Annotated in this window: 23 protein-coding genes and 1 pseudogene; 8 read left to right on the top strand and 16 right to left on the bottom strand. The window is 52.7% G+C overall.

Annotated elements, in window-relative coordinates; all coding sequences use genetic code 11:
• The first annotated feature begins 76 nt into the window (after nucleotides 1-76).
• The 3 genes from sbcD to araJ all read left to right on the top strand — a co-directional run bounded on the left by sbcD (nucleotide 77) and on the right by araJ (nucleotide 5,761).
• Nucleotides 77-1,279 carry an exonuclease subunit SbcD gene (gene sbcD, locus J4728_RS03585; RefSeq protein ID WP_001221260.1) on the top strand — a complete coding sequence of 401 codons (1,203 nt, stop codon included), beginning with the start codon at nucleotides 77-79 and terminating at the stop codon, nucleotides 1,277-1,279.
• Nucleotides 1,276-4,416 carry an exonuclease subunit SbcC gene (gene sbcC / locus J4728_RS03580; protein ID WP_208211213.1) on the top strand — a complete coding sequence of 1,047 codons (3,141 nt, stop codon included), beginning with the start codon at nucleotides 1,276-1,278 and terminating at the stop codon, nucleotides 4,414-4,416. Before sbcD ends, sbcC begins: the two co-directional genes overlap by 4 nt.
• A 172-nt stretch (nucleotides 4,417-4,588) precedes the next feature.
• Complete coding sequence (gene araJ, locus J4728_RS03575) at nucleotides 4,589-5,761, top strand: MFS transporter AraJ (protein ID WP_000755625.1); 1,173 nt, start codon at nucleotides 4,589-4,591, stop codon at nucleotides 5,759-5,761.
• A gap of 19 nt (nucleotides 5,762-5,780) precedes the next feature.
• Here the strand turns inward: araJ and mak are convergent, their stop codons facing one another.
• Entirely contained in the window at nucleotides 5,781-6,689 is a 909-nt protein-coding gene (gene mak / locus J4728_RS03570; protein WP_001219276.1) for a fructokinase, read from the bottom strand.
• Between the two features lie 125 nt (nucleotides 6,690-6,814).
• Here mak and rdgC point away from each other — a divergent pair, with 125 nt between their 5' ends.
• On the top strand, nucleotides 6,815-7,726 hold the full coding sequence (gene rdgC, locus J4728_RS03565; protein ID WP_208211211.1) for a recombination-associated protein RdgC: 912 nt from the start codon (nucleotides 6,815-6,817) through the stop codon (nucleotides 7,724-7,726).
• A 37-nt stretch (nucleotides 7,727-7,763) separates the two neighbouring features.
• Here rdgC and ppnP read toward each other — a convergent pair whose 3' ends face one another.
• The 5 genes from ppnP to J4728_RS03540 all read right to left on the bottom strand — a co-directional run bounded on the left by ppnP (nucleotide 7,764) and on the right by J4728_RS03540 (nucleotide 10,450).
• On the bottom strand, nucleotides 7,764-8,048 hold the full coding sequence (ppnP, locus tag J4728_RS03560; protein WP_000941945.1) for a pyrimidine/purine nucleoside phosphorylase: 285 nt from the start codon (nucleotides 8,046-8,048) through the stop codon (nucleotides 7,764-7,766).
• Between the two features lie 70 nt (nucleotides 8,049-8,118).
• On the bottom strand, nucleotides 8,119-8,796 hold the full coding sequence (locus J4728_RS03555) for an AroM family protein (RefSeq protein ID WP_001276437.1): 678 nt from the start codon (nucleotides 8,794-8,796) through the stop codon (nucleotides 8,119-8,121).
• 250 nt (nucleotides 8,797-9,046) lie between these two features.
• The gene (gene yaiA, locus J4728_RS03550; protein WP_001143161.1) at nucleotides 9,047-9,238 is read right to left on the bottom strand and encodes a protein YaiA; all 192 of its coding nucleotides are present in this window, start codon (nucleotides 9,236-9,238) and stop codon (nucleotides 9,047-9,049) included.
• Between the two features lie 26 nt (nucleotides 9,239-9,264).
• Nucleotides 9,265-9,810, bottom strand: a complete 546-nt coding sequence (aroL, locus tag J4728_RS03545; protein WP_000983569.1) for a shikimate kinase AroL — start codon at nucleotides 9,808-9,810, stop codon at nucleotides 9,265-9,267.
• A 184-nt stretch (nucleotides 9,811-9,994) separates the two neighbouring features.
• Nucleotides 9,995-10,450 carry a YaiI/YqxD family protein gene (locus tag J4728_RS03540; RefSeq protein WP_000158137.1) on the bottom strand — a complete coding sequence of 152 codons (456 nt, stop codon included), beginning with the start codon at nucleotides 10,448-10,450 and terminating at the stop codon, nucleotides 9,995-9,997.
• Nucleotides 10,451-10,589: 139 nt separating this feature from the next.
• Between J4728_RS03540 and proC the strand changes: the two genes are divergently transcribed.
• On the top strand, nucleotides 10,590-11,399 hold the full coding sequence (gene proC, locus J4728_RS03535) for a pyrroline-5-carboxylate reductase (RefSeq protein WP_208211209.1): 810 nt from the start codon (nucleotides 10,590-10,592) through the stop codon (nucleotides 11,397-11,399).
• Between the two features lie 14 nt (nucleotides 11,400-11,413).
• On the opposite strand, the gene adrA is transcribed toward proC, so the two are convergent.
• The 5 genes from adrA to J4728_RS03510 all read right to left on the bottom strand — a co-directional run bounded on the left by adrA (nucleotide 11,414) and on the right by J4728_RS03510 (nucleotide 15,940).
• Nucleotides 11,414-12,526, bottom strand: coding sequence for a diguanylate cyclase AdrA (gene adrA / locus J4728_RS03530; protein ID WP_000484095.1), 1,113 nt, complete (start codon nucleotides 12,524-12,526; stop codon nucleotides 11,414-11,416).
• A 91-nt stretch (nucleotides 12,527-12,617) separates the two neighbouring features.
• Nucleotides 12,618-12,938 carry a phosphate starvation-inducible protein PsiF gene (gene psiF, locus J4728_RS03525; protein WP_000705166.1) on the bottom strand — a complete coding sequence of 107 codons (321 nt, stop codon included), beginning with the start codon at nucleotides 12,936-12,938 and terminating at the stop codon, nucleotides 12,618-12,620.
• 351 nt (nucleotides 12,939-13,289) lie between these two features.
• On the bottom strand, nucleotides 13,290-13,550 hold the full coding sequence (gene iraP, locus J4728_RS03520; RefSeq protein WP_001518423.1) for an anti-adapter protein IraP: 261 nt from the start codon (nucleotides 13,548-13,550) through the stop codon (nucleotides 13,290-13,292).
• A 296-nt stretch (nucleotides 13,551-13,846) separates the two neighbouring features.
• Nucleotides 13,847-15,058, bottom strand: a complete 1,212-nt coding sequence (locus J4728_RS03515) for a multidrug efflux MFS transporter (protein ID WP_000446768.1) — start codon at nucleotides 15,056-15,058, stop codon at nucleotides 13,847-13,849.
• A gap of 168 nt (nucleotides 15,059-15,226) precedes the next feature.
• On the bottom strand, nucleotides 15,227-15,940 hold the full coding sequence (locus J4728_RS03510; protein ID WP_000480792.1) for an extensin family protein: 714 nt from the start codon (nucleotides 15,938-15,940) through the stop codon (nucleotides 15,227-15,229).
• 77 nt (nucleotides 15,941-16,017) lie between these two features.
• On the opposite strand from J4728_RS03510, the gene ddlA reads away from it, so the two are divergent.
• On the top strand, nucleotides 16,018-17,112 hold the full coding sequence (gene ddlA / locus J4728_RS03505; RefSeq protein WP_001096588.1) for a D-alanine--D-alanine ligase: 1,095 nt from the start codon (nucleotides 16,018-16,020) through the stop codon (nucleotides 17,110-17,112).
• A 25-nt stretch (nucleotides 17,113-17,137) separates the two neighbouring features.
• Here the strand turns inward: ddlA and J4728_RS03500 are convergent, their stop codons facing one another.
• Nucleotides 17,138-17,353, bottom strand: a complete 216-nt coding sequence (locus J4728_RS03500; RefSeq protein ID WP_001239243.1) for a DUF2754 family protein — start codon at nucleotides 17,351-17,353, stop codon at nucleotides 17,138-17,140.
• Between the two features lie 267 nt (nucleotides 17,354-17,620).
• On the opposite strand from J4728_RS03500, the gene J4728_RS03495 reads away from it, so the two are divergent.
• Nucleotides 17,621-17,929 (top strand): YaiY family protein, encoded by a 309-nt coding sequence (locus J4728_RS03495; protein ID WP_000763139.1) that lies wholly within the window; start codon nucleotides 17,621-17,623, stop codon nucleotides 17,927-17,929.
• Between the two features lie 37 nt (nucleotides 17,930-17,966).
• On the opposite strand, the gene yaiW is transcribed toward J4728_RS03495, so the two are convergent.
• A complete protein-coding gene (yaiW, locus tag J4728_RS03490) occupies nucleotides 17,967-19,061 on the bottom strand; it encodes a surface-exposed outer membrane lipoprotein YaiW (protein ID WP_001271418.1) in 1,095 nt (364 codons plus the stop codon).
• Between the two features lie 14 nt (nucleotides 19,062-19,075).
• Nucleotides 19,076-20,296 carry a peptide antibiotic transporter SbmA gene (gene sbmA / locus J4728_RS03485; RefSeq protein ID WP_000477024.1) on the bottom strand — a complete coding sequence of 407 codons (1,221 nt, stop codon included), beginning with the start codon at nucleotides 20,294-20,296 and terminating at the stop codon, nucleotides 19,076-19,078.
• Nucleotides 20,297-20,642: 346 nt separating this feature from the next.
• Here sbmA and ampH point away from each other — a divergent pair, with 346 nt between their 5' ends.
• A complete protein-coding gene (ampH, locus tag J4728_RS03480) occupies nucleotides 20,643-21,800 on the top strand; it encodes a D-alanyl-D-alanine-carboxypeptidase/endopeptidase AmpH (protein WP_000830785.1) in 1,158 nt (385 codons plus the stop codon).
• Nucleotides 21,801-21,844: 44 nt separating this feature from the next.
• On the opposite strand, the gene iprA is transcribed toward ampH, so the two are convergent.
• Nucleotides 21,845-22,468: a hydrogen peroxide resistance inhibitor IprA gene (iprA, locus tag J4728_RS03475; protein ID WP_000950242.1), complete on the bottom strand. Its 624-nt coding sequence runs from the start codon at nucleotides 22,466-22,468 to the stop codon at nucleotides 21,845-21,847.
• Nucleotides 22,469-22,553: 85 nt separating this feature from the next.
• Nucleotides 22,554-23,927 (bottom strand): annotated as a pseudogene (locus tag J4728_RS03470) (autotransporter outer membrane beta-barrel domain-containing protein); the annotation flags it as partial.
• Between the last annotated feature and the right edge of the window lie 132 nt (nucleotides 23,928-24,059).

Genomic DNA, 24,059 nt, shown 5'->3' with positions numbered 1-24,059 from the left:
CGGCGGTAAATTGCGCCCAAAAATGGAGGGGATGACGTGTATAATCCCGTTCACGCTTTTTTTGCATGGAACAATTATGCGCATCCTCCACACCTCTGACTGGCATCTGGGACAAAACTTCTACAGTAAAAGCCGCGCCGCGGAGCATCAGGCTTTTCTGGACTGGCTGCTGGAGACCGCGCAGGCCCATCAGGTGGATGCCATTATTGTCGCTGGCGATATTTTTGATACCGGTTCGCCGCCAAGCTATGCCCGAGAACTTTATAACCGTTTCGTCGTTAATTTACAGCAAACGGGCTGTCATCTGGTGGTGCTGGCCGGTAATCATGATTCCGTCGCCACGCTAAACGAATCGCGCGACATTCTGGCGTTTCTCAATACAACCGTGATCGCCAGCGCGGGCTATGCGCCGCGGCTACTTCATCGTCGCGACGGGTCTCCGGGCGCCGTACTGTGCCCCATTCCCTTTTTGCGCCCGCGCGACATTATTACCAGTCAGGCGGGATTATCCGGCAGCGAGAAACAGCAGCAACTTCTTCATGCGATTGCCGATTATTATCAACAGCAGTATCAGGAAGCGTGCCAGCTACGCGGCGAACGAAAGCTGCCGGTTATCGCGACGGGACATTTAACCACCGTCGGCGCCAGCAAAAGCGATGCGGTTCGCGACATTTATATCGGTACGCTGGATGCCTTTCCGGCGCAGCATTTCCCCCCCGCGGATTATATCGCATTGGGACACATTCACCGCGCGCAATGTGTCGGCGGCACAGAGCATATCCGCTATTGCGGCTCGCCCATCGCCCTCAGCTTTGATGAGTGCGGCAAAAGCAAATGCGTGCATCTGGTGACCTTCGACCAGGGGAAATGGCAAAGCACCGAAAGTCTGGCTGTCCCCGTGACTCAACCGTTGGCGGTTTTAAAAGGCGACCTGGCATCAATTACCGAACAGCTTGAGCAGTGGCGCGGCGTGGAGCAATCGCCCCCCGTCTGGCTGGATATTGAAATCACCACCGATGATTATCTGCACGATATCCAACGCAGAATACAGACATTAACGGAGTCACTCCCCGTAGAGGTATTACTGGTGCGCCGTAGCCGCGAACAGCGTGAGCGCTCGCTGGCGAACGAGCGGCGGGAAACATTAAGCGAGCTTAGCGTGGAAGAGGTTTTTGCGCGGCGTCTGGCGCTGGAAGCGTTAGATACCCCGCAGCGCGAGCGCCTGAATCAGCTCTTTTCCAGCACGCTCTACGCGTTGAATGAGGAGCACGAGGCATGAAAATTCTCAGTTTGCGTCTGAAAAACCTGAACTCGCTGAAAGGAGAATGGAAGGTCGACTTTACCGCCGAACCGTTTGCCAGTAACGGGTTATTCGCCATTACCGGCCCGACCGGCGCGGGAAAAACCACCTTGCTTGACGCCATCTGCCTGGCGCTGTACCACGAAACGCCGCGCCTGAATACGGTATCGCAATCGCAAAACGATTTGATGACGCGCGATACGGCGGAATGTCTGGCCGAAGTGGAGTTCGAGGTAAAAGGCGAAGCCTGGCGCGCGTTCTGGAGCCAGAACCGAGCCCGAAATCAGCCTGACGGCAATCTCCAGGCCCCACGCGTGGAGCTGGCGCGGTGTTCAGACGGAAAGATCTTTGCCGATAAGGTAAAGGATAAACTGGAGATGATCGCCACGTTGACCGGGCTGGACTACGGGCGCTTCACCCGTTCGATGTTGTTATCGCAGGGGCAGTTCGCCGCCTTTCTTAATGCCAAAGCGAAAGAGCGCGCAGAGCTTCTGGAGGAGCTCACCGGCACTGAGATTTACGGGCAGATCTCCGCACAGGTATTTGAAAAACATAAATCAGCCCGTCTCGAACTGGAAAAGTTACAAGTGCAGGCCAGCGGCGTCGCCCTATTGGCGGACGAACAGTTACAGCAACTGGAAGCCAGTTTGCAGGCGCTTACTGACGAAGAGAAACGCCTGCTGGCCGACCAGCAGGGACAGCAGCAGCACCTTCACTGGCTGACCCGAAAAAACGAGATCCACACTGAATTACACGCCCGGCAGCAGGCGCTGTACGCAGCGCAAGAGGCGCGAGAAAAAGCGCAGCCGCAGCTCGCGGCGCTGACTCTGGCGCAACCTGCTCGCCAGTTGCGTCCGCATTGGGAGCGCATTCAGGAACAAACCCGCGCCGTTGAGCGTGTTCGCCAGCACAGTGATGAAGTGAATGCTCGCTTACAAAGCGCGTATCGCCTGCGCCAGCGTATCCGCGCCTGCGCGCATCGACAATTCACGCAACTGAACGCCACAGGGCAGCGGTTGAAGACATGGCTGGCGGAACACGACGGCATCCGCGTCTGGCGCAGCGAACTGGCGGGGTGGCGAGCATTATTAACACAACAATCCCACGATCGGACGCAACTGAGCCAATGGCAACAGCAGTTGCTGAGCGATACGCGTCAGCGTGATGCGCTACCGCCGCTCACGCTCGACCTCACGCCACAGGCGCTGGCGGAAGCCAGAGCATTGCATACCCGGCAGCGTCCGCTACGCCATCGTCTCGCCGCGCTTCAGGGGCAAATTCTCCCGAAACAAAAGCGTCAGGCGCAGCTACAGGCAGCTATCGCGCGTCATCATCAGGAGCAGGCGCAATACACCCAACGTCTGTCGGATAAGCGTTTGAGTTATAAGACTAAAGCGCAGGAGCTTGCGGACGTTCGCACTATTTGCGAGCAGGAGGCGCGCATCAAAGATCTGGAAAGCCAGCGGGCGCACTTACAGTCCGGCCAGCCGTGTCCGCTTTGCGGCTCGACGACGCACCCCGCCATCGCCGCCTATCAGGCGCTGGAACTGAGCGCGAATCAAACCCGCCGCGACGCGCTGGAAAAAGAGGTCAAAACGCTGGCGGAAGAAGGCGCGGCGCTGCGAGGACAGTTAGATGCCTTAACGCAACAATTACAGCGGGATGAAAGCGAGGCGCAGTCGTTGTTGCAGGAGGAGCAAGCGCTTACTGAGGAATGGCAAACGCTGTGCGCTACGCTGGGCGTTCAGCTCCAGCCGCAAGAAGACCTCGCGGGCTGGCTGACCGCCGCGGAAGAGCATGAGCAACAGTTGGATCAGCTCAGCCAGCGTCATGCTCTACAAACGCAAATCGCGGCGCATACTGAACAGGTAGCGCGCTTTACCGCGCAGATTGCGCAGCGTCAGGCGTCGCTGACGGCTGATTTGGCGCAGTATACGCTTTCCCTTCCAGCGCCAGAAAACGAGGCTTCGTGGCTGAATGAGCGCGCCGACGAAGCGAAAATATGGCAACAGCGTCAGACCGAGTTCGCGGATTTGCAAACGCAGATCGACAGGCTTGCCCCGTTGCTGGAGACGCTACCGCAAACGGATACCGCGGATTCCGACGACGACGTGCCGCTGGATAACTGGCGGCAGGCGCATGATGAGTGCGTGTCATTACAAAGCCAGTTGCAAACCCTGCAGGAACAGACGACGCAGGAGCAGCAGCGCGCCGCCGAGGCGATAGCGCACTTTGATGCAGCGTTAAAAAATAGCCCGTTTGACAGCCAGGCAACGTTCCTGGCGGCGTTGCTGGATGAAGAGACCGTGACCCGTCTGGAAAAACAACAACAAACGCTGGAAAGTCAGCTACAACAAGCGAAGGCGTTAAGCGCGCAGTCCGCGCAGGCGCTGGCTGACCATCAGCAACAGCCGCCCGCCGGTCTGGACCCAACGTGTACGGCGGAGCAGCTCGCGCAGCGGCTGGCGCAGTTGGCGCAACAACTGCGTGAAAACACGACACGCCAGGGGGAAATCCGCCAGCAAATTAAACAGGATGCAGATAATCGGCAGCGCCAACGGGCGCTGATGGCGGAAATGAAACAAGCCTCTCAGCAAGTGGAAGACTGGGGCTATCTCAATGCGCTGATCGGCTCTAAAGAAGGTGATAAGTTCCGCAAATTCGCCCAGGGACTGACGCTGGATAATCTGGTCTGGCTGGCGAATCATCAGCTCACCCGCCTGCATGGCCGCTATTTATTGCAGCGCAAAGCCAGCGACGCGCTGGAACTGGAGGTTGTCGATACCTGGCAGGCCGACGCCGTGCGCGATACGCGAACGTTATCAGGCGGCGAAAGCTTCCTGGTCAGCCTGGCGCTGGCGCTGGCGTTATCAGATTTGGTCAGCCATAAAACGCGCATTGATTCTTTGTTCCTCGACGAAGGCTTCGGCACGCTTGATAGCGAAACGCTGGACGCCGCGCTGGATGCGCTCGACGCGCTGAATGCCAGCGGGAAGACCATCGGTGTGATTAGCCATGTGGAAGCCATGAAAGAACGTATCCCTGTGCAGATAAAAGTGAAAAAAATCAATGGACTTGGTTATAGCAAACTGGACAAAGCGTTTGCCGTGGAGTAACGCGAATGTCATCCTGCACACAGCATACCGTCATGACATAGCATAATAATGAATACACAAAGACGAATAAGGAATGGTATTACCTCGCGCTTATCCGCAAGCTATACGTTGATTGGCTGTGACAATTCATAGCCGCAGCGCGCGACATGCGTCTTCATTTTCGGCAGGTGGTATGAAAAAAGTTATTTTTTCTTTGGCGCTGGGTACGTTCGGCCTGGGGATGGCCGAGTTTGGCATTATGGGCGTGCTGACGGAGCTGGCACGCGATGTCGGAATAACGATTCCCGCCGCCGGGCATATGATCTCGTTTTACGCCTTCGGCGTCGTGCTGGGCGCGCCCGTTATGGCGCTCTTTTCCAGCCGCTTTTCGCTTAAACATATACTGCTGTTTCTGGTCACGCTGTGCGTGATGGGCAATGCCATATTTACCTTTTCCTCGTCATATCTGATGCTCGCCGTCGGCAGACTGGTTTCCGGCTTTCCGCACGGCGCCTTTTTTGGCGTCGGCGCCATTGTCCTGTCAAAGATTATCCGCCCCGGGAAAGTCACCGCCGCCGTCGCGGGTATGGTTTCAGGGATGACGGTGGCGAATCTGGTGGGCATTCCGTTCGGCACTTACCTGAGCCAGGAATTTAGCTGGCGCTACACCTTTTTATTGATCGCGGTTTTCAACATCGCCGTGCTCACCGCAATTTTCTTCTGGGTGCCGGATATCCGTGACAAAGCCCAAGGCAGCCTGCGCGAACAGTTTCACTTCTTGCGTAGCCCCGCGCCGTGGCTCATTTTCGCCGCCACGATGTTCGGCAATGCGGGCGTTTTTGCCTGGTTCAGCTATATCAAGCCATTTATGATGTACATCTCCGGTTTTTCGGAGACGAGCATGACGTTTATTATGATGCTGGTCGGGCTGGGGATGGTGTTAGGCAATCTGTTAAGCGGCAAACTCTCCGGCAGATATACTCCGCTGCGCATCGCGGTAGTGACTGACCTCGTTATCGTGCTCTCTCTCATGGCGCTCTTTTTCTTCAGCGGATACAAAACGGCCTCGCTGACTTTCGCGTTTATCTGCTGTGCTGGTCTGTTTGCGCTCTCTGCGCCGCTGCAAATCCTGCTGCTGCAAAACGCCAAAGGCGGCGAACTGCTGGGCGCGGCGGGAGGGCAAATCGCGTTTAATCTCGGTAGCGCGATTGGCGCCTGGTGCGGCGGGCTGATGCTGACACTAGGTTTTGCGTACCACTATGTGGCGCTTCCCGCCGCCCTGCTCTCGTTTTCCGCCATGTCGTCGTTGCTGGTATACGGACGTCTAAAACACAAGCAGCCATCGGTCACGCCGGTTGCCGGATGACACCATCCGGCTAAAAACATTACGCCAGCGGCCACAGCCAGGCCGCGCCGCGCACGCCGCTTGAATCGCCATGCCGCGCCTTACGTACCGGCGTCTCGCACTCGCCGCCAAAAACAAACGATTTCATCAGCGACGGAACCGTCTTGTACAGGCGCTCAACATTGCTCATACCGCCGCCCAGCACAATGACATCCGGATCCAGAATATTCACGACATGAGATAATGCTTTCGCCAGCCGCAGCTCATAACGGCTTAACGCCAGTTCCGCCACGGCGTCCTGCGCGTCGACCAGACGAATAATCTCATCGCCTTTTAGCGTTTTACCGCTCAAACGCTGGTAATCCGTGGCGAATCCCGTACCGGAAATAAAGGTTTCGATACAGCCTTGTTTACCGCAATAACAGGGAATTTCTTCGCGGTAACGCAACTCATCGTCATCCATCCACGGCAACGGATTGTGGCCCCATTCGCCTGCCGTACCGTTGCCGCCGATGTGCGCCCGGCCATTTAGCGCTACGCCCGCGCCGCACCCGGTACCGATAATCACCGCAAATACCGTTTGCGCCCCCGCCGCCGCGCCATCCACCGCCTCTGATACCGCCAGGCAATTGGCATCGTTGGCTAACCGCACTTCACGCTTCAGACGACGGCTCACATCGCTATCGAACGGCTGGCCGTTAAGCCACGTAGAGTTAGCGTTTTTCACCACGCCGGTGTAAGGCGAGAGAGAACCGGGAATGCCAATGCCGACGCTACCGGTCTGGCCGGTCGCCTGTTCCGCCATGTCGACCAGCGTAGCGATGGTTTCTATCGTTTGCTGATAATCCTCCCGCGGCGTAGGCAGACGATGGCGAAACCGCTGCTCTCCTGCATCATCAAGCGCAATGACTTCCGTTTTTGTGCCGCCTAAATCGATACCAATACGCACATACCGCTCCTCATTTTTTGGGAATATCAACAGGGTAGAATTCACCGTTCTGATTGGCAATGCAAGCCTGCCGACAATTCGTTACTATACCGCCTGGATTTAACGACAAGGCCGTGGAAATTATCATGCTGTGGTTCAAAAATTTAATGGTTTACCGTCTTAGCCGCGATATCACATTACGCGCCGAAGAGATGGAGAAACAGCTCGCCTCAATGACGTTTACCCCATGCGGTAGCCAGGATATGGCCAAAATGGGCTGGGTTCCGCCGATGGGCTCTCACAGCGATGCGTTAACGCACACCGCCAATGGCCAAATTATTATTTGCGCGCGCAAAGAAGAGAAAATCCTGCCATCGCCAGTGATCAAACAGGCTCTGGAGGCGAAAATCCAGAAACTGGAAGCCGATCAGGGACGCAAGCTGAAGAAGACGGAAAAAGATTCCCTGAAGGATGAAGTGTTGCATTCGTTGCTGCCGCGCGCGTTTAGCCGCTTCAGTCAGACAATGGTGTGGATTGATACCGTTAACGGCCTGATTATGGTTGACTGCGCCAGCGCGAAAAAAGCGGAAGATACTTTGGCGCTACTGCGTAAAAGTCTTGGCTCGCTGCCGGTCGTCCCGCTGGCGCTGGAAAATCCGATTGAGCTGACGCTCACAGAGTGGGTGCGCTCCGGTACGGTCGCTCAGGGTTTCCAGTTGCTGGACGAAGCCGAATTGAAAGCGATGCTGGAAGATGGCGGCGTGATCCGCGCGAAAAAGCAGGATCTGGTCAGCGACGAGATCGCCGTTCATATTGAAGCGGGTAAAGTGGTCACGAAGCTGGCGCTCGACTGGCAGCAGCGTATTCAATTCGTCATGTGCGACGACGGCTCCATTAAGCGTCTGAAATTCTGCGATGAGCTGCGCGATCAGAACGAAGATATCGACCGGGAAGATTTTGCCCAACGTTTTGACGCGGACTTTATCCTGATGACCGGCGAGCTGGCGGCGCTGATTCAAAGCCTGGTGGAAGGATTAGGCGGCGAAGCGCAGCGCTAACCAGAGGGTCCCTCTCCGCCGGAGAGGGGACTCACCGTTACAAATAGCGGCACAGATACGAGGTGGGCTCAGCAACCTGGAGATGAAACTCGCTGTGGCCAGGCACGTTAAACACCTCACCGGCTGTATACACTTTCCATTCGACAGTTCCCGGCAACAGTACCTTCAATGCGCCGCTCACAACCGTCATCTCTTCGGGTTCGGCGGTGCCAAATGTATACTCCCCTTCCGCCATCACACCAACGCTGGCCCGGCCGATGCTACTGCTGGTAAATCCAATAGACTTCACTTTCCCGGAAAAGTATTCATTGCTTTGTAGCATAATCAGGCCCCGTCTCATTATTAAATTAACACCCAATATAGAGTCCTGACGTTCGGCCTGTCACGTAAAATTAGACAAGCAGTTCTGAAGCTAACCGCGCAATCAAAACATTAGAGAGTAAAACCGGCACATCCAGCGCCTGCTGTAAAATATCCCGATGACGCTGATGAAAACCCAGACAATCCAGCATAATGACGTCCGCGCCTTGATCCAGTAGCGCCTGCCCGGCATCAATTAACTGTTGCTCAGAACCGTGAACCGGATTCGCCAGCGAATACACCGGCGGCATTTGCAATACCTGCCATTTTTTCTCCTGGGCCGCCAGAAGTTCTGCAACAGGCACAATCACGCCCACCTGATGCCCATCCACAATAGAGGCGACAAGCGGTGGAATAATACGCAGCGGTTCAAGCAAAATAGAATTACGGGCTGCCATACTTTTAATCGCCGCGGTGCTCATCAGTATAATGACATCGTAACCCTGGTTATCCAGCACCTCGACAACGCTCTGTAAATCTCGCTCCACCTTCTGGCGGGAAACATGGGCTATCTGGTTATCATTCAGCAACGTCAAAAGCGGATCATCGCCAGGCTCTACAGCGTAATCCGCCATAACGTCTTCCCGGCTCATTTTTCCCAGCAGGCTATGATGGGTGATGTGTTGTTCGTCGATGTATTCCGTCAGAAGCGGTAACACTTCGCTCATTGGCACAACGCCGATTGTGAGGATTGCCAACGACGCACTCATTTTTATTCCACCTTATTACTTCGTCGTAATTCCCGGGCAAATATTCACACGCTCACCGCGCTACCTGCCCTACAAATCTCAGAAAGCGTAGCAGCAGATGAGCAACGTATTGTGTAAAGATTCCAAATAACTCCAATATTGTATTGTTATCGCTTAATTTACGGTTTTAGTTGCCAGTATAAATGTTTCAAGAATGTGATGGAGATACAATTTAGGGGGACTCAGAATCCCTTCCGAGTGGTTCATGCGTCTATGATTTATCCGGATCTTCGTAACGTTTTTTCGCATCCATCGCTTCTTCTGCGGTCGGATGCTCGCTGATGAGCGAATCAGGTTTCGGATGGTCAGCCCGTAGCTGATACCACGTCACCGTCTGGCCCGGCGTGCCTTTTTCAATGGTGACGATATAAGCTTCCCGCGGATAAGGTGGTCTGGTTGGCATAGCGTTTTCTTTATTCTGGGTGAGCGTTAAGTATAGACATCTCCCTGTAACCGTTGCGTCGACGGCGGCAGCGCCGCAATAATTTCAGAAACGACCTGGGCCGGCGCTTTCGTCGCGTCAATAATGTAATGCGCCGTTTCGCGATACAACGCGTCACGCTGCTCAAGCACTTCCCGAACCTCTTCGCTCAACGGCTTGCCGGTGAGGGTCGGGCGCAGATCCGCTTCAGGTTCAGCCTCAAGCCGGTTAACCAGCGTGGATACCGGCGCGCACAGATAAATCACTACGCCAACACGGTGCATATAACGTCGGTTATACTCCGTGAGAATAATACCGCCTCCCGTCGCCACGACAGTCGAAGGCGCGCTTACCGCCTCCAGGGCCGCGGTTTCCCGGGCGCGGAACCCTCCCCAGCCTTCTTTTTCAACGATATCAGCGACGCTCATCTGCACGTGCGATTGCAGCCAGCGGTCGGTATCTGCAAACCGAAAACCGGTTGCCTGCGCCAGCGCCATACCGATGGTGGTTTTCCCACAGCCCCGCGGGCCAACAAGATAAAGAGGTTGCATCATAGCAGGCGTTCCCCCAGGAACTGCGCATACGCAGGATTTGATATCAGCAATGTTATAATCATATCATCTAACTAGTACAACGCATAAATGTAAATAATAATTTACACAAAGGTACTAAAGTCACAATATTAGTACTATAGCAAGAATCAGAAATGAATAAACTGTAAATTTTTCATTACAGGATTTATTTTTTACGCTGGCTTTCCAGCCACCACTTATCCAGCTCGGCGGCAAAATGCTGACGATCGCGCGGCGAGAGAGTGTTTGGTCCCCCCGTTTGTACGCCGCTGGCGCGTAGCGTGTCCATAAAGTCACGCATCGTCAGACGTTCGCGAATCGTGGCGTCGCTATAGCGTTCTCCCCGGGGATTAAGAGCCGCAGCGCCTTTTTCCAGCACTTCAGCCGCCAGCGGAATATCCGCGGTAATCACCAGATCGCCCGCTTCGCATTGACGCACGATTTCGTTATCCGCCACGTCAAACCCGGCGGCCACGCGGAGCGTGCGGATAAAACGCGAAGGCGGCACGCGCAAGGCCTGATTGGCAACCAGAATAAGCGGCAACTGCATCCGCTCGGCGGCGCGGTACAAAATTTCTTTAATGACATTCGGACACGCATCCGCATCCACCCAGATGGTCATAATGTCTCCCGTACGGTATACAATCTTTTATTGTCTCGCGCTTTTGCCTTTCATCAAAGTGCTGTTTCTCCTTCTGCCCGTTTTCAATCCGCGTTAAGCTAACCATTCCCCATAACACACAAACATAGGGAGTGACGAGATGGAGAAGAAAATCGGTTTTATTGGCTGCGGTAATATGGGCAAGGCTATTCTTGGCGGACTGATTGCCAGCGGTCAGGTACTTCCCGGCCAGATCTGGGTCTATACCCCCTCCCCCGATAAAGTCGCCGCCCTGCATGATCAGTACGGCATTAATGCGGCGCAAAGCGCGCAGGAGGTCGCTCAGGTCGCGGATATCGTTTTCGGCGCGGTAAAACCGGGCATTATGGTGAAAGTGCTCAGTGAAATCTCCTCCAGCCTGAACAAAGACTCGCTGGTGGTCTCTATCGCCGCAGGCGTAACGCTTGATCAGCTTGCGCGCGCGCTGGGACACGACCGTAAAATCATTCGCGCTATGCCGAATACGCCGTCGCTGGTCAACGCAGGAATGACCTCCGTCACGCCCAACGCGCTGGTCACACCGGAAGATACGGCTGATGTCCTGAATATTTTCCGCTGCTTTGGCGAGGTGGAAGTGATTGCTGAGCCGATGATCCATCCGGTGGTTGGCGTGAGCGGATCTTCGCCGGCCTATGTCTTTATGTTTATCGAGGCGATGGCGGACGCAGCCGTTCTTGGCGGTATGCCTCGCGCTCAGGCTTATAAATTCGCCGCGCAGGCCGTCATGGGGTCGGCGAAAATGGTACTCGAAACCGGAAAGCATCCCGGCGAACTGAAAGATATGGTGTGCTCGCCTGGCGGAACGACGATTGAAGCCGTACGCGTTCTGGAAGAACGTGGCTTCCGCGCTGCGGTAATAGAAGCGATGACGAAGTGTATGGAAAAATCAGAGGCGCTCAGTAAATCCTGAAGCCCGGCTGGACGTCATGCCGCCACTTCGGTGCGGTTACGTCCGGCATTCTTTGCTTTATAAAGCGCCATATCCGCAGACTTTAGCCATTCCCGATAATGACCGATTTGTGGCGTTAACGGCGCCACGCCCACGCTGATACGTAACATGACCTGCGGCGCGCCCGGCAAGCGTAAGGTATTTAGCCGTTCATGCACTCGCGACATGGCGGTAATCGCGCTATCTGCCGGCGTTCCGCACATAATCACCGCAAATTCGTCGCCGCCAAAGCGCCCGATAATATCACTCCCGCGTAGCGTTAACTGTAATTGACGCGTCAGGGCGATAATAGCCTCATCCCCAACATCATGTCCCCAGGTGTCGTTAATGCTCTTAAAATGATCGATATCGATAATCAACAATGTCGCCTCCCGATGGTGGCGTCGGCTGTGATCGAATTCATTACGTAATAAAATTTCCCAGTGGCGTCGGTTATAGACGCCGGTCATGCCATCCCGCGAACTCATCGCCTGCAAGCGTCGCTTATGTTCCGCTAATTTAATGGCCGTTTGATAACTTACCCAGGCGAACAGAAGCGGATACAACATAATGACGGGCAAAGAGAGCGTGACTTCCAGCGACGAGCTTCGCATCGCGACAGGTAGCCCGGTAAGCTGCAACGTCACCAGACATGACGCCAGCAAAAGGCCCATTCCGACAGTGAATAGCCGCCGCCCGCCAGCCCCCATCAGATTCATGCTCATCATCATAAACAGCGCGGCGGCAGGCAACATATTGACGCCCATCAGCGCGATCCACATGCCGGAGAGGATCGCATCCACTTTCAGGTTGTAAATTTCCTGGCGTAGCGGATCAAGGGCTTTCGCCGACCACTGCCACGCCAGATGCGGCCAGACAAAAGACCAGCCGACCAGTAATAACCACCAGCCGCCAAAGACAGGTTGCGTCACTAACACGGCGGCCACCGGTAAAAACATCCCCCCTAACCCCACCGCACGCGGTAGCCTGATGCGCCGGGCGAAGCGCAACCCGGAGCGCTGACGATCATCAGGAGGGTCAGGCGGCGCTACCGCCTGTTCAACCGCTTTTCGGTAAAAATTTTCATCATTCATTATTTTTGGGAACATTTAGAAACAATTTTCCCAAATTATAGAAACAGAGCGCATGGAGGAAGTATGAAATTTCGGGTGAGTGTTTTTCAGGGCTCACCCGATAGCACTACGCCGCTTTTTTCAGGCAGGCGCTCATAAACTTACTACGGTCATCGCCTTTCAGGGATTGTTCCGTCGCCTGAACATTGCATTCACGCATTTTCTGCTGTTGCGGCGTCAGGCTTTTCTCTCCAGGGCCTGACTGGCTGTTTTTTAGACAGTCGCTAAGGTAAGTTTTACGTGCATCGCCTTTCAACGCTTGCGCTGTCGCCTGCTGATTACAGGTCGTCATGCGCTGCTGTTGCGGCGTTAACGGTTTCTCGGTTGCGCCGACGGCGGTTAAAAAGACCAGGCCAAAAAGTAAAGTCACCAGTAATGTTATTTTCATAGCACCATCCTTTTGTCAGTGTACGCATTACACGTTGTCCCTTTGGGAAATATCCCAGGGACTTTATATAAGTCTGGCTGTTACTGGCAAAAATACCACCCGGCTGTAAAAGTATTACTTACCGTTAGCAATAGATGTTTTATTGATTGACAAACCGTAGGCTAATGTGCAATTCGATTATCCACAGTCACACTGGCAGGATGCAGAAGAACAGCGCATAGCGTTACACTGTTATTACCATAGCCGCTTCGTTTTTATTTTGCCCTGTATTACCCAGAAGAAAATAAAAACGAAGCGGCTATGTTATTTCATAAAAGTAACGTTATAACAACTGTGTTGTTTTAAATACGATTAGTGCCGGGGGTGTCTCAGCAACTTTTTTACATATTGGCGCAGCAATTCCGTATCGTGATCAGGAACGCTGGCATCCGGCTTTACGCCTTCAAGTGCCCCCTCTACCTGACGTATCAACATCTCCTGCTCGTTTTGCGCCATGTTACGTAACATTGCTGTGACGATAATCTCTAACGCTTCTACCTGAGCAACCAGTTCTTTCGACTCTTCTTCTTTTTGGGCTAGCTTAAGCAACAACTCTGCTATGAGATTTTTCATGACCATATTTCCTTATTAGTTCCAGGGTGACGTTATCACTATGAAGAACCACTGCCTAGAGGCTGAAAGTACTATTTTTATGATACAGGAAGAACTTTACACAAATAATTATCACTGTCGCCGCAGCGAAACGTTTCTCAGGCCGTAAACGAGACGATAATAAACCATCAAAAAACAATAATCACGCTATATCATAATTTAAGGTTATGCCATCTATAGAAAAACTTCACGGATAAAGAATATATCTTTTAATTTAAACCATATCGTAACGGCAGAAGCGCCGTTACGATGCACCGCTATTGGCCTTTCGCTTTTTGCGCGTTACGCCGACGACGTAACGCCAGGGTCAGTTGCCCGATATTGATCAACACGATCGCCGCCGTAGCGATAAAAACCCAGCGGAAACCGGCCATCGCCGATACCGTCGCGCCCATCAACGGCCCAACCACGTTGCCCAGGTACATAAATGACTGGTTGTAGCCAAAAATACGTCCGGTAATTTGATCGCTGGAGTATTTCACCAATAACGTTTGTACGGCGGGTAACATCGCGCCATCGGCAAAGCCTAACAAGAAACGTAACAGCCCCAACTGGAACGGCGTGGTGACCCAGGACATCGCGAAGAAAAGCAGCACTGCGCAGATAAGCGTGGCCATCAGAATTCTTTCCGTGCCGATTCTGTCGCCAAGTTTTCCCAGGCGAGGCGCAGAGATAAGCGCAGAGATACCGGGCACCGAGGCGATTAACCCGCTAAGAAAGGCGATGTTATTACTGTCCGGCATCATTGATTTGATAAACAGCGCCAGGATTGGACTGATGGAACCATTACAGAGTTGAATGACCATCGTGGTAAAAAACAAACTGATCACCAGCGCAGGATAAGGTAACGACGCAAAAACGGCTTTACCGCTCAGGCGTTCGCTTTTCTTGATGACCGGACGCACGCCTTCTTTAATTAAAAATAGCGTGACCAGAAAGCTCACCACCAACAGCATGGCGGTAATCAGAAATACCGCCCGCAGCCCGATATGATCCGCGACAAAGCCGCCCATTAACGGCCCGCCGATAACGCCGCTGATCTGCGCGGTAGAAAGCGTACTGAGCGCCCAGCCGCTACGTTCGCGTGGTACCTGAGAGGCTACCAGCGCCATGGCATTGGGGATATAGCCTGACGTTAACCCCATGATTCCGCGCAACAGGAAAAGTTGCCAGACATGGGTCGCAAATGCCTGCAGTAGAATAGCTATCGCCATCCCGAGCGACGCGCGCAATAGCATCAGTTTACGCCCTTTACGATCGGCGAGACTGCCCCACATCGGCGACACAATGGCGGAAATAAGAAACGTGATGCTAAACGTTAACCCGGACCACATTGATAACGCTTCATGGGAAGAGACGCCAAGCTGGGAAATATACAGGGGTAAAAATGGCAGGATTTGGCTGATTGCCAGCCCGGTAAAAAAACATCCAAACCAAACGGAAATTAGATTAACTTTCCAGGATTCCATAAGACTCGTAACGGTAAGTAGCTGAAAATACGCGTTAGCTTAGCAAGTTCTCTTTTTCCTGGTGGTTCCAGAGGTGCGATACGTCACACTTTGCTATTTTGTCTCCCCGTTCATCATTTTTGTGAAACATGTCACATTATATAGCCGCGCAAGGCAGACGTTTATGCTTTAACGACACACGCCGTAGCCCCGCATTCCAAGATGAAAATGGTTAGCATGAGCAGCGTTATAGTCAGGCCCGAGCCCATTGCCATAATAATGGCAACTGGCGTTTAACATAGCGCGTAACCAGGGCCCCGTCTCCTCACGCCCCCAGCCGCGCAGGACAGTGATTTTTCGGCCATCCGATAGCTGAAACCCGCTGACATCCAGCGCTTCTGCGCTGGCATGTTCACTGCGACGCGCATCCGGGCGGTGATAAATATTACGGCAGGCATAGCTACCCAGATGTTCGATGCGGGTCAGGCGGCGCTTCATCCACGTTTCTGTTAAAGGTTTTGCCTGCTGTTCGACAAACAGCGCGGAGCGCAGCGCCAACGGGCAGGAGGCTAAAAAACTGCTGCTCAGTTTGACCTGGCCAAAATCTCTGACGCGCACAACATGGGACAAGGGACATTCACCAGCGCTATCCGCAACAGGTTGTGATGAAATTAATCCCTGTTGATTGGCCGCCGTCAACAGCTCCCGGCACTGCGACGGCGTCAGGCGCTGTAGTTTGAAGGTAGTGATCCAGCCTGGCGGATCGGCAAGTTGTAGCGGAGCAAAAGGATTATAATAAGAGGGAAGATAACGATATCCCAGCCCGCCAATACCGCCCAACAGCACAATAATCAGAAAACCCTTACCTCTCACGCGACCTCCGTTCTCACATCCCATAAACATTATGGCAGAACCCCGCGAAACCCGCGTTTTGTCGTGGTAATGTATACGCTTTGCATTCGATGGAATGGGTTTTTAAGATGGCGAAATTGCGGGTAGGAATAGTATTTGGCGGTAAGTCGGCGGAACATGAAGTGTCTTTGCAATCAGCGAAAAATATCGTTGATGCGATCGATAAAACCCGCTTCGACGTGGTGCTGTTAGGGATAGATAAGGCGGGACAATGGCATGTTAACGATGCGGAAAATTATTTGCAGAATGCAGACGATCCGGCACATATCGCGCTACGTCCTTCGGCAATCAGTCTGGCCCAGGTGCCTGGCAAACATCAACACCAATTGATTAACGCCCAGAATGGGCAGCCGCTGCCGACGGTAGATGTTATTTTTCCTATCGTCCACGGTACGCTGGGCGAAGACGGCTCATTGCAGGGGATGCTACGCGTCGCAAACTTACCGTTTGTCGGTTCAGACGTGCTGAGCTCCGCAGCCTGCATGGATAAAGACGTCGCCAAACGACTGCTACGCGATGCAGGACTGAATATCGCCCCGTTTATTACACTCACCCGAACGAATCGTCACGCGTTTAGTTTTGCCGAGGTTGAATCCCGTCTGGGACTGCCGCTGTTCGTTAAGCCCGCCAATCAGGGCTCTTCGGTCGGCGTCAGTAAAGTCGCTAACGAAGCGCAATATCAGCAGGCGGTCGCGCTGGCTTTCGAATTCGATCATAAAGTGGTGGTGGAGCAAGGGATCAAAGGGCGCGAGATCGAATGCGCCGTATTAGGTAACGATAACCCACAGGCCAGTACCTGCGGCGAAATCGTACTGAACAGCGAATTTTACGCCTACGATACTAAGTATATTGATGATAATGGCGCACAAGTTGTCGTGCCTGCGCAGATCCCTTCCGAGGTGAATGACAAGATCCGCGCGATCGCGATCCAGGCTTATCAGACACTGGGATGCGCGGGTATGGCGCGTGTCGATGTCTTCTTAACGGCAGACAATGAGGTCGTGATTAACGAGATTAATACGCTGCCAGGTTTTACCAATATCAGTATGTATCCAAAACTCTGGCAGGCGAGCGGATTGGGCTATACCGATTTGATCAGCCGCCTGATTGAGCTGGCGCTGGAACGCCATACGGCGAATAACGCCTTAAAAACCACGATGTAATAGCGCACGCCCGATAGCGCAACGTTTATCGGGCGTCTTTTACCTCATCCTCTTCGCGCCGGCGAATAATGAACCCCGCCAGCCAGAAGCTAATAATCCATGTTACCAGCCCAACGCCATAGGTTTGCCATCCTTTAGCCTCAAAACCCAGCAATCCTACGACGCCATTCAAAATAAAGATAAGGCCAATAGAGAAGGCATAGTAGTGCCAGTCACGACGAATTTTTACAGGCAAACGCATAACGACTCCGACGTATTAACAGTAACAAAAACGTATTTTTGCATACTTCTGGCGAGCGAGTCTGTGGGGGATACGGAATTTCTTAAATGTTAATTGATTTTGATAAAAGTGATCGTTTTGTGACAACTAACAAAAATTTACGCGATGGATACATTCCGTATGTGAAATTACCATGATTCTGATATTGACAAACACAATGACCTGTCAGACTTCACAGTAAGCCGATGGCATAACGCCAGATCGTAGCCGATCATCCTGGAGGTCTTTATGGCTGATTTCACTCTCTCAAAATCGCTGTTCAGCGGGAAGCATCGAGAAACCTCCTCTACGCCCGGAAATATTGCTTACGCCATATTTGTACTGTTTTGCTTCTGGGCCGGAGCGCAACTCTTAAACCTGCTGGTTCATGCGCCGGGCATCTATGAGCATCTGATGCAGGTACAGGATACAGGTCGACCGCGGGTAGAGATTGGGCTGGGCGTCGGGACGATTTTTGGCCTGGTGCCCTTCCTCACGGGCTGCCTCATTTTCGCCGTTATCGCCGCGTTTTTACGCTGGCGTCACCGTCACCAATAAACCTTAGCGCGCTGGAGAAAGTATCCCAGCGCGAAATTTATCGCCCCATACACCGCGCCCGCCGCTCATCAACTCGTTTAGCAAACCAGGCGGTCGTCAGCTTGCGTGTGATCTTCGGACTTTCCAGTTGAATACCGGGCAACATTTCCCGCGCAAGCGTCTTGCCCGTTTTGGCCTCGGCCAGTTTATAGACTTTCTTGTAGAGCGCCGTTTTTTCAAACGCCAGGCTATCGCCTTTCTCCAGTTGGCTGCGAATTTCACGCTCACTCATTCCCAACTGCCCTGCCAGTTTGCGTACCGCTAACTCTGTTTTGCCCGGTTCCTTGCTGTTATAACGAATCAGATCGCCATCCAGCGCCAGTTTTACCCCACTGGCTTTACTGACGGCATTCTGGAACGCAGCGTTACGGCTGGCGTACCATCCCGCGTTGAAGTCGGCGAAGCGGAAAACAGGCGCGCTGTAGTTCGCCGGGTAATTCAGCAAATGGTAAGTTCCAAACCACAACCCGCCACGGCGCGTAAAGACCTCCTGACGTACCGTACCCGCCATCTTCCACGGATAACCTTTCGCGTGCTGTTCGGCAAAGGCAATGCTGACCTGCATCGGGCCGCCCGTATGCACCGGGTTATATGAGCCAAATAGCGTCTGCCCCATCGGGACCATATTGATAAAATCGTCAAAAATAGCGCTAAGCTGTTTTTCGGTTTTTACCGTGTCCAGGCGTTCGCTATAGCTCTTGCCGTTGGGGGAGTTAATTTTCAGCGCGGTGTGCACCAGAAACAGCGGAATGTGTAGTCGTTCAGCGCGGCGATCAATCTCCTGCCAGGCGATTTTACTTAGCCCCGGCACGACAGGATCCGCCTGATAACCGGACTCCTGCTGGGCGACAGCCAGCACCGAACAGATATTTTCTACCGTCGGCGCCAGCCCCTGGCTCTTAAACGTTGTCGCGATATCTTTCGCCCAGGCCTCTCTGTCTTTGACACTGGCCGGCATTTTCTGACGAACTACGCTTGCCACGTCGACAGGCTTCTCGCCCTTGCTCACCGGCTGCCCGGATTGACTACTACAGCCAGCCAATATGGCAACCGCCAGAAAAGGCAGAGGATAAAGACGGGACGCCGCCGACATAACGTTTCCTTCTGTTAGCTAAAAGAGTGGGTCACTTCCTGAACTGGCTGACCATCCAACTGACGTTCAAAGCTACGTAAACGTTTATAAATAGACATCAGCTCCACCAGCGTCGTCCAGGAGTTAATCAAATACTGGAACGAACCGCGCACCTGGCCAAACACGTTGGTGATTTGCGTCATCAGCCCCAGCGTAATCGTACCGGCAACAATGGAAGGAAACAGCAGGAACAAACCGAAAACGTTATCGACCTGCAAATAGAGAATGCGCGCGATGTTGAAATACATATAGTGAAAGTAGAGACGGAAGTAGTTATGGCGCACCGCGCTAAACAGTTCACGGACTGTTGGCGGCGTGGCGCGGCTGGCGTCATCTTCACCGTAGACCAGCTCCTTACGATAAGCGGCTTCCACTCGCTGATTTTTAAATTCCAGCCCTGGCAATTTGATCCCGACGACCGCCAGCAGGCCCGTCCCCATTAATGACCAGACTATGGCGGCAATGACCAGGCCGTAAGGGATATGTCCTACGATGGGTAAATTCGGCACATGCGCTGACAGGGTGACTAACACCGGCAGAAAGGCGATAAGCGTCATGATGGCATTGATAAAACTCACGCCCATGTTCTCCAGTGTAGAGGCAAAACGCATGGTGTCTTCCTGCACACGCTGGGCAGCCCCTTCGATATGGCGCAGGTACTGCCAGTGCGCCATATAGTGCTCATTCATTGCGGTACGCCAGCGAAATACATAGTGGCTGACAAAGAAGTTGTTCAGCACGCCGATCACCACGGCGATAAGCGCAATACCGAGAAACACCCCCACTTCATGATAAAATTGACCAAGAGTGACCTTGTGCGGCGAGCTGAGCGCCGTTTGAATCAAATCATAGAACGGTGCGTACCAGGCGTTAACCGCGACGCCAACCTCCACCAAAAACCAGGTGACAAAAATAATGAGCGAGGTGCCAAGTATCGACCAGTACTGCCAGCGGTGCGGGCTATAGATGAACCAGAACGTTGCAAATAATCCCACGCAAATCAGGTAATAAGCATAAAAAATCAGATAGTCCAGCGACCAAAAGCGCGCTGCGCTGATAGGCACTTCATCGGATGCCCCCACAAGTCGCGCCACCCAATCTCCTCCTCCCGCCTGCCAGAAAATGACGGCGATCAGCGCCCAAACAAACGCCGACATGAAAAACGGCCCTGGCTTTGGGAAAAAAGATTTAAACATCATGCTCTCCTGCTAACTTCTTCTCTTTATTACGGCTGCTGTAACGGCGGCAATATCACGCCATGCCCACGCAAATGAAAGGGCTAAACCAGGCATTGTGACCTACGTTGTGACGCTTAGTTCGCATTTCTGCTCAACAGAATTGTTTCGACGAGTTTCATACACAGCAGGCACGCTGACGCTATCAGGTTATCACAAGCGCTCTATCACAAAAGTAAACATTCTCCATCACGAAAACCCGCCGTTACGTTTTTTCACCCACTTTTTTCTCTTTAACGTTTTGCAATGTGCCGCCGGGTAGTATAAATACGCATAACCACCGTTATTTCACTTATGGACATCACCGTTGAAACGTAGTCTGCTTTTTACTGCCATGCTGTTTGCGGCATCACTTACTTCTGTCCAGGCGGCTCAGCCGATTGCCGATCCGGTTTTTGCCTCTGATATCGTTGATCGTTATGCCGAGCATATCTTTTATGGTAGCGGCGCCACGGGCATGGCGCTGGTGGTGATCGACGGCAATCAACGCGTGTTTCGTAGTTTCGGTGACACCAGACCGGGCAATAATGTTCGTCCACAGCTTGATTCGGTCATTCGTATCGCTTCTCTCACCAAGCTCATGACCAGTGAAATGTTGGTAAAATTGCTCGATCAGGGAACGGTAAAATTAAACGATCCTCTCAGCAAATATGCGCCTCCCGGCGCGCGTGTCCCGACGTATCAAGGCACGCCGATTACGTTGGTCAACTTAGCGACCCACACCAGCGCGCTTCCGCGAGAACAGCCCGGCGGCGCGGCGCATCGTCCGGTATTTGTCTGGCCAACCCGCGAACAACGCTGGAACTGGCTCTCCACAGCAACGTTAAAAGTCGCGCCCGGTTCACAGGCGGCCTATTCCAATCTGGCGTTCGACCTGTTAGCCGACGCGCTGGCGACCGCCTCCGGCAAACCTTATACGCAACTGTTTGAAGAAAAGATTACTCGCCCGCTGGGAATGAAAGACACCACGTTTACCCCCTCTCCCGATCAGTGTAAGCGTCTGATGGTGGCAGAGAAAGGCGCAAGCCCCTGTAATAATACGCTGGCTGCCATTGGCAGCGGTGGGGTCTATTCTACGCCAGGAGATATGATGCGCTGGATGCAACAGTATCTGTCGTCAGATTTCTATCACCGTAGCCAACAGGCCGATCGTATGCAAACGTTGATTTATCAGCGCACACAGTTAAAGAAAATCATCGGGATGGACGTACCGGGTAAAGCCGACGCGCTCGGTCTGGGTTGGGTCTATATGGCGCCAAAAGACGGACGTCCTGGCATTATCCAGAAAACAGGAGGAGGCGGCGGTTTTATTACCTATATGGCGATGATCCCGCAATATAATATTGGCGCTTTTGTGGTCGTAACCCGTTCCCCCCTCACTCGTTTTACCAATATGAGCGACGGGATTAACGATTTGGTTACTGAGCTAAGCGGCAATAAACCGATTGCTATTCCTGCATCCTGAGTCGTCGCGCCTCGCGCTATATCAGACGAGGCGCAACATTTTTGTTAATATTCGGAGGGCAAACGGTTAATACTGATCAGTTTGCCTTTATTCATTTCAATGTAATTACCCTTACGCAGGGCCGCGAGAACTTCCGCCACCACCGATCGCGATACGCGCGTTCGTTGATGAATATAATTCATAACACCAATACGTGAGCGAAGTTCTTCATCCCACTCAATCATTGTCATTAACGTCGCACGAATTTGGTCGTAAGAATTATTACCAATGAGCTGCTTGTCACGAAGTTCCAGTACCTGACTTTTCCATACTATCCAACAGAAGGCTTCACGCCACAGTTGGTTCTGCTCAATGATGGCAAGAGTTTGTGATGATGAGAGGCGATAACCGATGCAACCGCTCTCCGCAATTAATTTATATTGTGCCTCTTTTTTCGCCACACCATCGGCTAAACCGAAAATAAAGGGGGCCTGCACAATACCAATAAGAACTTTATCACCGCGAACTAACGAAACAACCCCCTCTAAAATAACAAAGGTATGGGTATTACTTTCATCAGGTGAACAGATAATCTCTTTATCATTAACAAACTCGAAACGCGTACCATGCTTAGAAAGGCATTTATCGAGTCTGTAGAATTCCTGTAGTGGCTTGCTTAAAGATAACATATGCATTCCTTGCAATAATGCCCGTCAAGTCCTTGACGGGCATTTTTCAGTTTAAATTACCTTTATTTCTCCTGAGAGAAAATGATTACCAGGTATATTTAACACCAACGTTTGCAGACCAGTCTTGATCAACATCACCGCCGCCGAGGTAGTTAGCATCGGTGTAGGCGCTGAAGTTCTTCGTGAAGCTGAACTGAGTACCCAGACCAACACGTACCGCAGAACCTTCTACGCCGTTGTCGATAGAATCGCCGTTTACGTCAGCATCGTTGTTGGAGTCGTCGTAAACGTAAGCCAGTTTGAAGTACGGGGTCAGCGCCTGATCTTCGCTGTAAGTGAAGGTATAACCTGCATCTACACCGAGTTCATAACGCATGCTGTCGTAAGACTGACCGTCAACTTTCATGTCGTTGCTCAGCTGGTAGTCGTCGCCAGACTGGAACAGACCGGATACGCTGCCGTAAGGCGTTACGTAGCCTGCATCACCCAGCTTCAGATCATAACCCAGTTTCAAGCCAAAGCCCCAGGCGTCAGAAGAGGTGTTGCCGTCAACGTAAGTACCGTCGCTCATGTTAGCAGACAAATCGTTGTTGAAGTGAGAGTAGCTCAAGTTACCGTCAACAAAGATGTTGTTTGCGAAACGAGCGGAAGAGTAGATGTAGGCAGACTGGCTGTCCTGATCCACCTGACCGGTACGATCGCTCAGATCGCCTTTCGCGAAGCCTGCTGCCGCACCAACGATCCACTTAGCGTTGTTACCATCAACTTTGGTATCAACACCGACCATGATGCCATTAACATCCTGATCGTAGTTAATGGTGCCGTTGTCGCCGTTGAAGTTACCGCCGAAGTAGCTTACCCATGCGCCGCCGTTATCCGCCAGGCCATGACGAGCGTTGGTCAGACGAGTACCAACGGTGTCTTGTTCCAGGTTCCAGATATTGGTGTTCGCAGAAGGAATGCTCAGCGCCATGTTAGCGTAGTCGGTCAGTTCCATCTGTTCCAGCACGACAGTGTTACCTTCCTGCTTAGCCTGATAGGTGTAAGCACCCAGGTCAGCTTTGTTAGCTGCAGAGAAGGTCGCGTCGGTGTTTATGTCATTGACATAAATCAGCTCGTTACCTTTGTAATCCGCAACAGAACCCGCGCCAGTAGCGTTGTCGATGCGCACTTTATAGTTACCAGTGGCCGCTACAACGTTGTCAGTGGTGCTACTTGCATCAGCCTCGTCACCATTGTTGATATCGCCGTTACCGTTGATAGTCAGATGACCATCAGAGTTCATCGCGACAACGCCGTAACCGTAGTTAGCCTGAGTGGTATCCCAGGTACGGTCGTTCACCAAATCGGCATTTAGGGTATAGTCATTGCTATGAATGTTGAACACACCAGCATAAACATTGCCATTATTATCCGCAACGTTACTGCTAGTCAGTTCTAACGTATCAGTATCAATGACGCTATCTGAATCGCCACAGGTTTAACAGACACCTCAGAGTCATTTAAGATGACTTAAAGAGAGGTGCCCATGAGCGGTAAGCGTTATCCCGAAGAGTTTAAAATTGAAGCGGTCAAACAGGTTGTTGATCGT

Source organism: Salmonella sp. 32070601201500089SM, assembly GCF_017573605.1.
Taxonomy (GTDB): domain Bacteria; phylum Pseudomonadota; class Gammaproteobacteria; order Enterobacterales; family Enterobacteriaceae; genus Salmonella; species Salmonella enterica.
Note: the sequence above shows the minus strand (reverse complement) of the source record. Positions and strands in the feature narration are given on the sequence as shown.

Bases quoted from the DNA above. Each gene is read 5' to 3' on its own strand.
- psiF (WP_000705166.1), bottom strand. From the start codon at position 12,938: ATGAAAATAACATTACTGGTGACTTTACTTTTTGGCCTGGTCTTTTTA.
- yaiW (WP_001271418.1), bottom strand. From the start codon at position 19,061: ATGTCGGCGGCGTCCCGTCTTTATCCTCTGCCTTTTCTGGCGGTTGCC.
- J4728_RS03510 (WP_000480792.1), bottom strand. From the start codon at position 15,940: ATGTTTATGGGATGTGAGAACGGAGGTCGCGTGAGAGGTAAGGGTTTT.
- araJ (WP_000755625.1), top strand. From the start codon at position 4,589: ATGAAAAAAGTTATTTTTTCTTTGGCGCTGGGTACGTTCGGCCTGGGG.
- aroL (WP_000983569.1), bottom strand. From the start codon at position 9,810: ATGATGCAACCTCTTTATCTTGTTGGCCCGCGGGGCTGTGGGAAAACC.
- sbcD (WP_001221260.1), top strand. From the start codon at position 77: ATGCGCATCCTCCACACCTCTGACTGGCATCTGGGACAAAACTTCTAC.
- proC (WP_208211209.1), top strand. From the start codon at position 10,590: ATGGAGAAGAAAATCGGTTTTATTGGCTGCGGTAATATGGGCAAGGCT.
- rdgC (WP_208211211.1), top strand. From the start codon at position 6,815: ATGCTGTGGTTCAAAAATTTAATGGTTTACCGTCTTAGCCGCGATATC.
- J4728_RS03555 (WP_001276437.1), bottom strand. From the start codon at position 8,796: ATGAGTGCGTCGTTGGCAATCCTCACAATCGGCGTTGTGCCAATGAGC.
- iprA (WP_000950242.1), bottom strand. From the start codon at position 22,468: ATGTTATCTTTAAGCAAGCCACTACAGGAATTCTACAGACTCGATAAA.
- J4728_RS03540 (WP_000158137.1), bottom strand. From the start codon at position 10,450: ATGACCATCTGGGTGGATGCGGATGCGTGTCCGAATGTCATTAAAGAA.
- sbmA (WP_000477024.1), bottom strand. From the start codon at position 20,296: ATGTTTAAATCTTTTTTCCCAAAGCCAGGGCCGTTTTTCATGTCGGCG.
- iraP (WP_001518423.1), bottom strand. From the start codon at position 13,550: ATGAAAAATCTCATAGCAGAGTTGTTGCTTAAGCTAGCCCAAAAAGAA.
- yaiA (WP_001143161.1), bottom strand. From the start codon at position 9,238: ATGCCAACCAGACCACCTTATCCGCGGGAAGCTTATATCGTCACCATT.
- ddlA (WP_001096588.1), top strand. From the start codon at position 16,018: ATGGCGAAATTGCGGGTAGGAATAGTATTTGGCGGTAAGTCGGCGGAA.
- J4728_RS03495 (WP_000763139.1), top strand. From the start codon at position 17,621: ATGGCTGATTTCACTCTCTCAAAATCGCTGTTCAGCGGGAAGCATCGA.
- J4728_RS03500 (WP_001239243.1), bottom strand. From the start codon at position 17,353: ATGCGTTTGCCTGTAAAAATTCGTCGTGACTGGCACTACTATGCCTTC.
- adrA (WP_000484095.1), bottom strand. From the start codon at position 12,526: ATGTTCCCAAAAATAATGAATGATGAAAATTTTTACCGAAAAGCGGTT.
- ppnP (WP_000941945.1), bottom strand. From the start codon at position 8,048: ATGCTACAAAGCAATGAATACTTTTCCGGGAAAGTGAAGTCTATTGGA.
- sbcC (WP_208211213.1), top strand. From the start codon at position 1,276: ATGAAAATTCTCAGTTTGCGTCTGAAAAACCTGAACTCGCTGAAAGGA.
- J4728_RS03515 (WP_000446768.1), bottom strand. From the start codon at position 15,058: ATGGAATCCTGGAAAGTTAATCTAATTTCCGTTTGGTTTGGATGTTTT.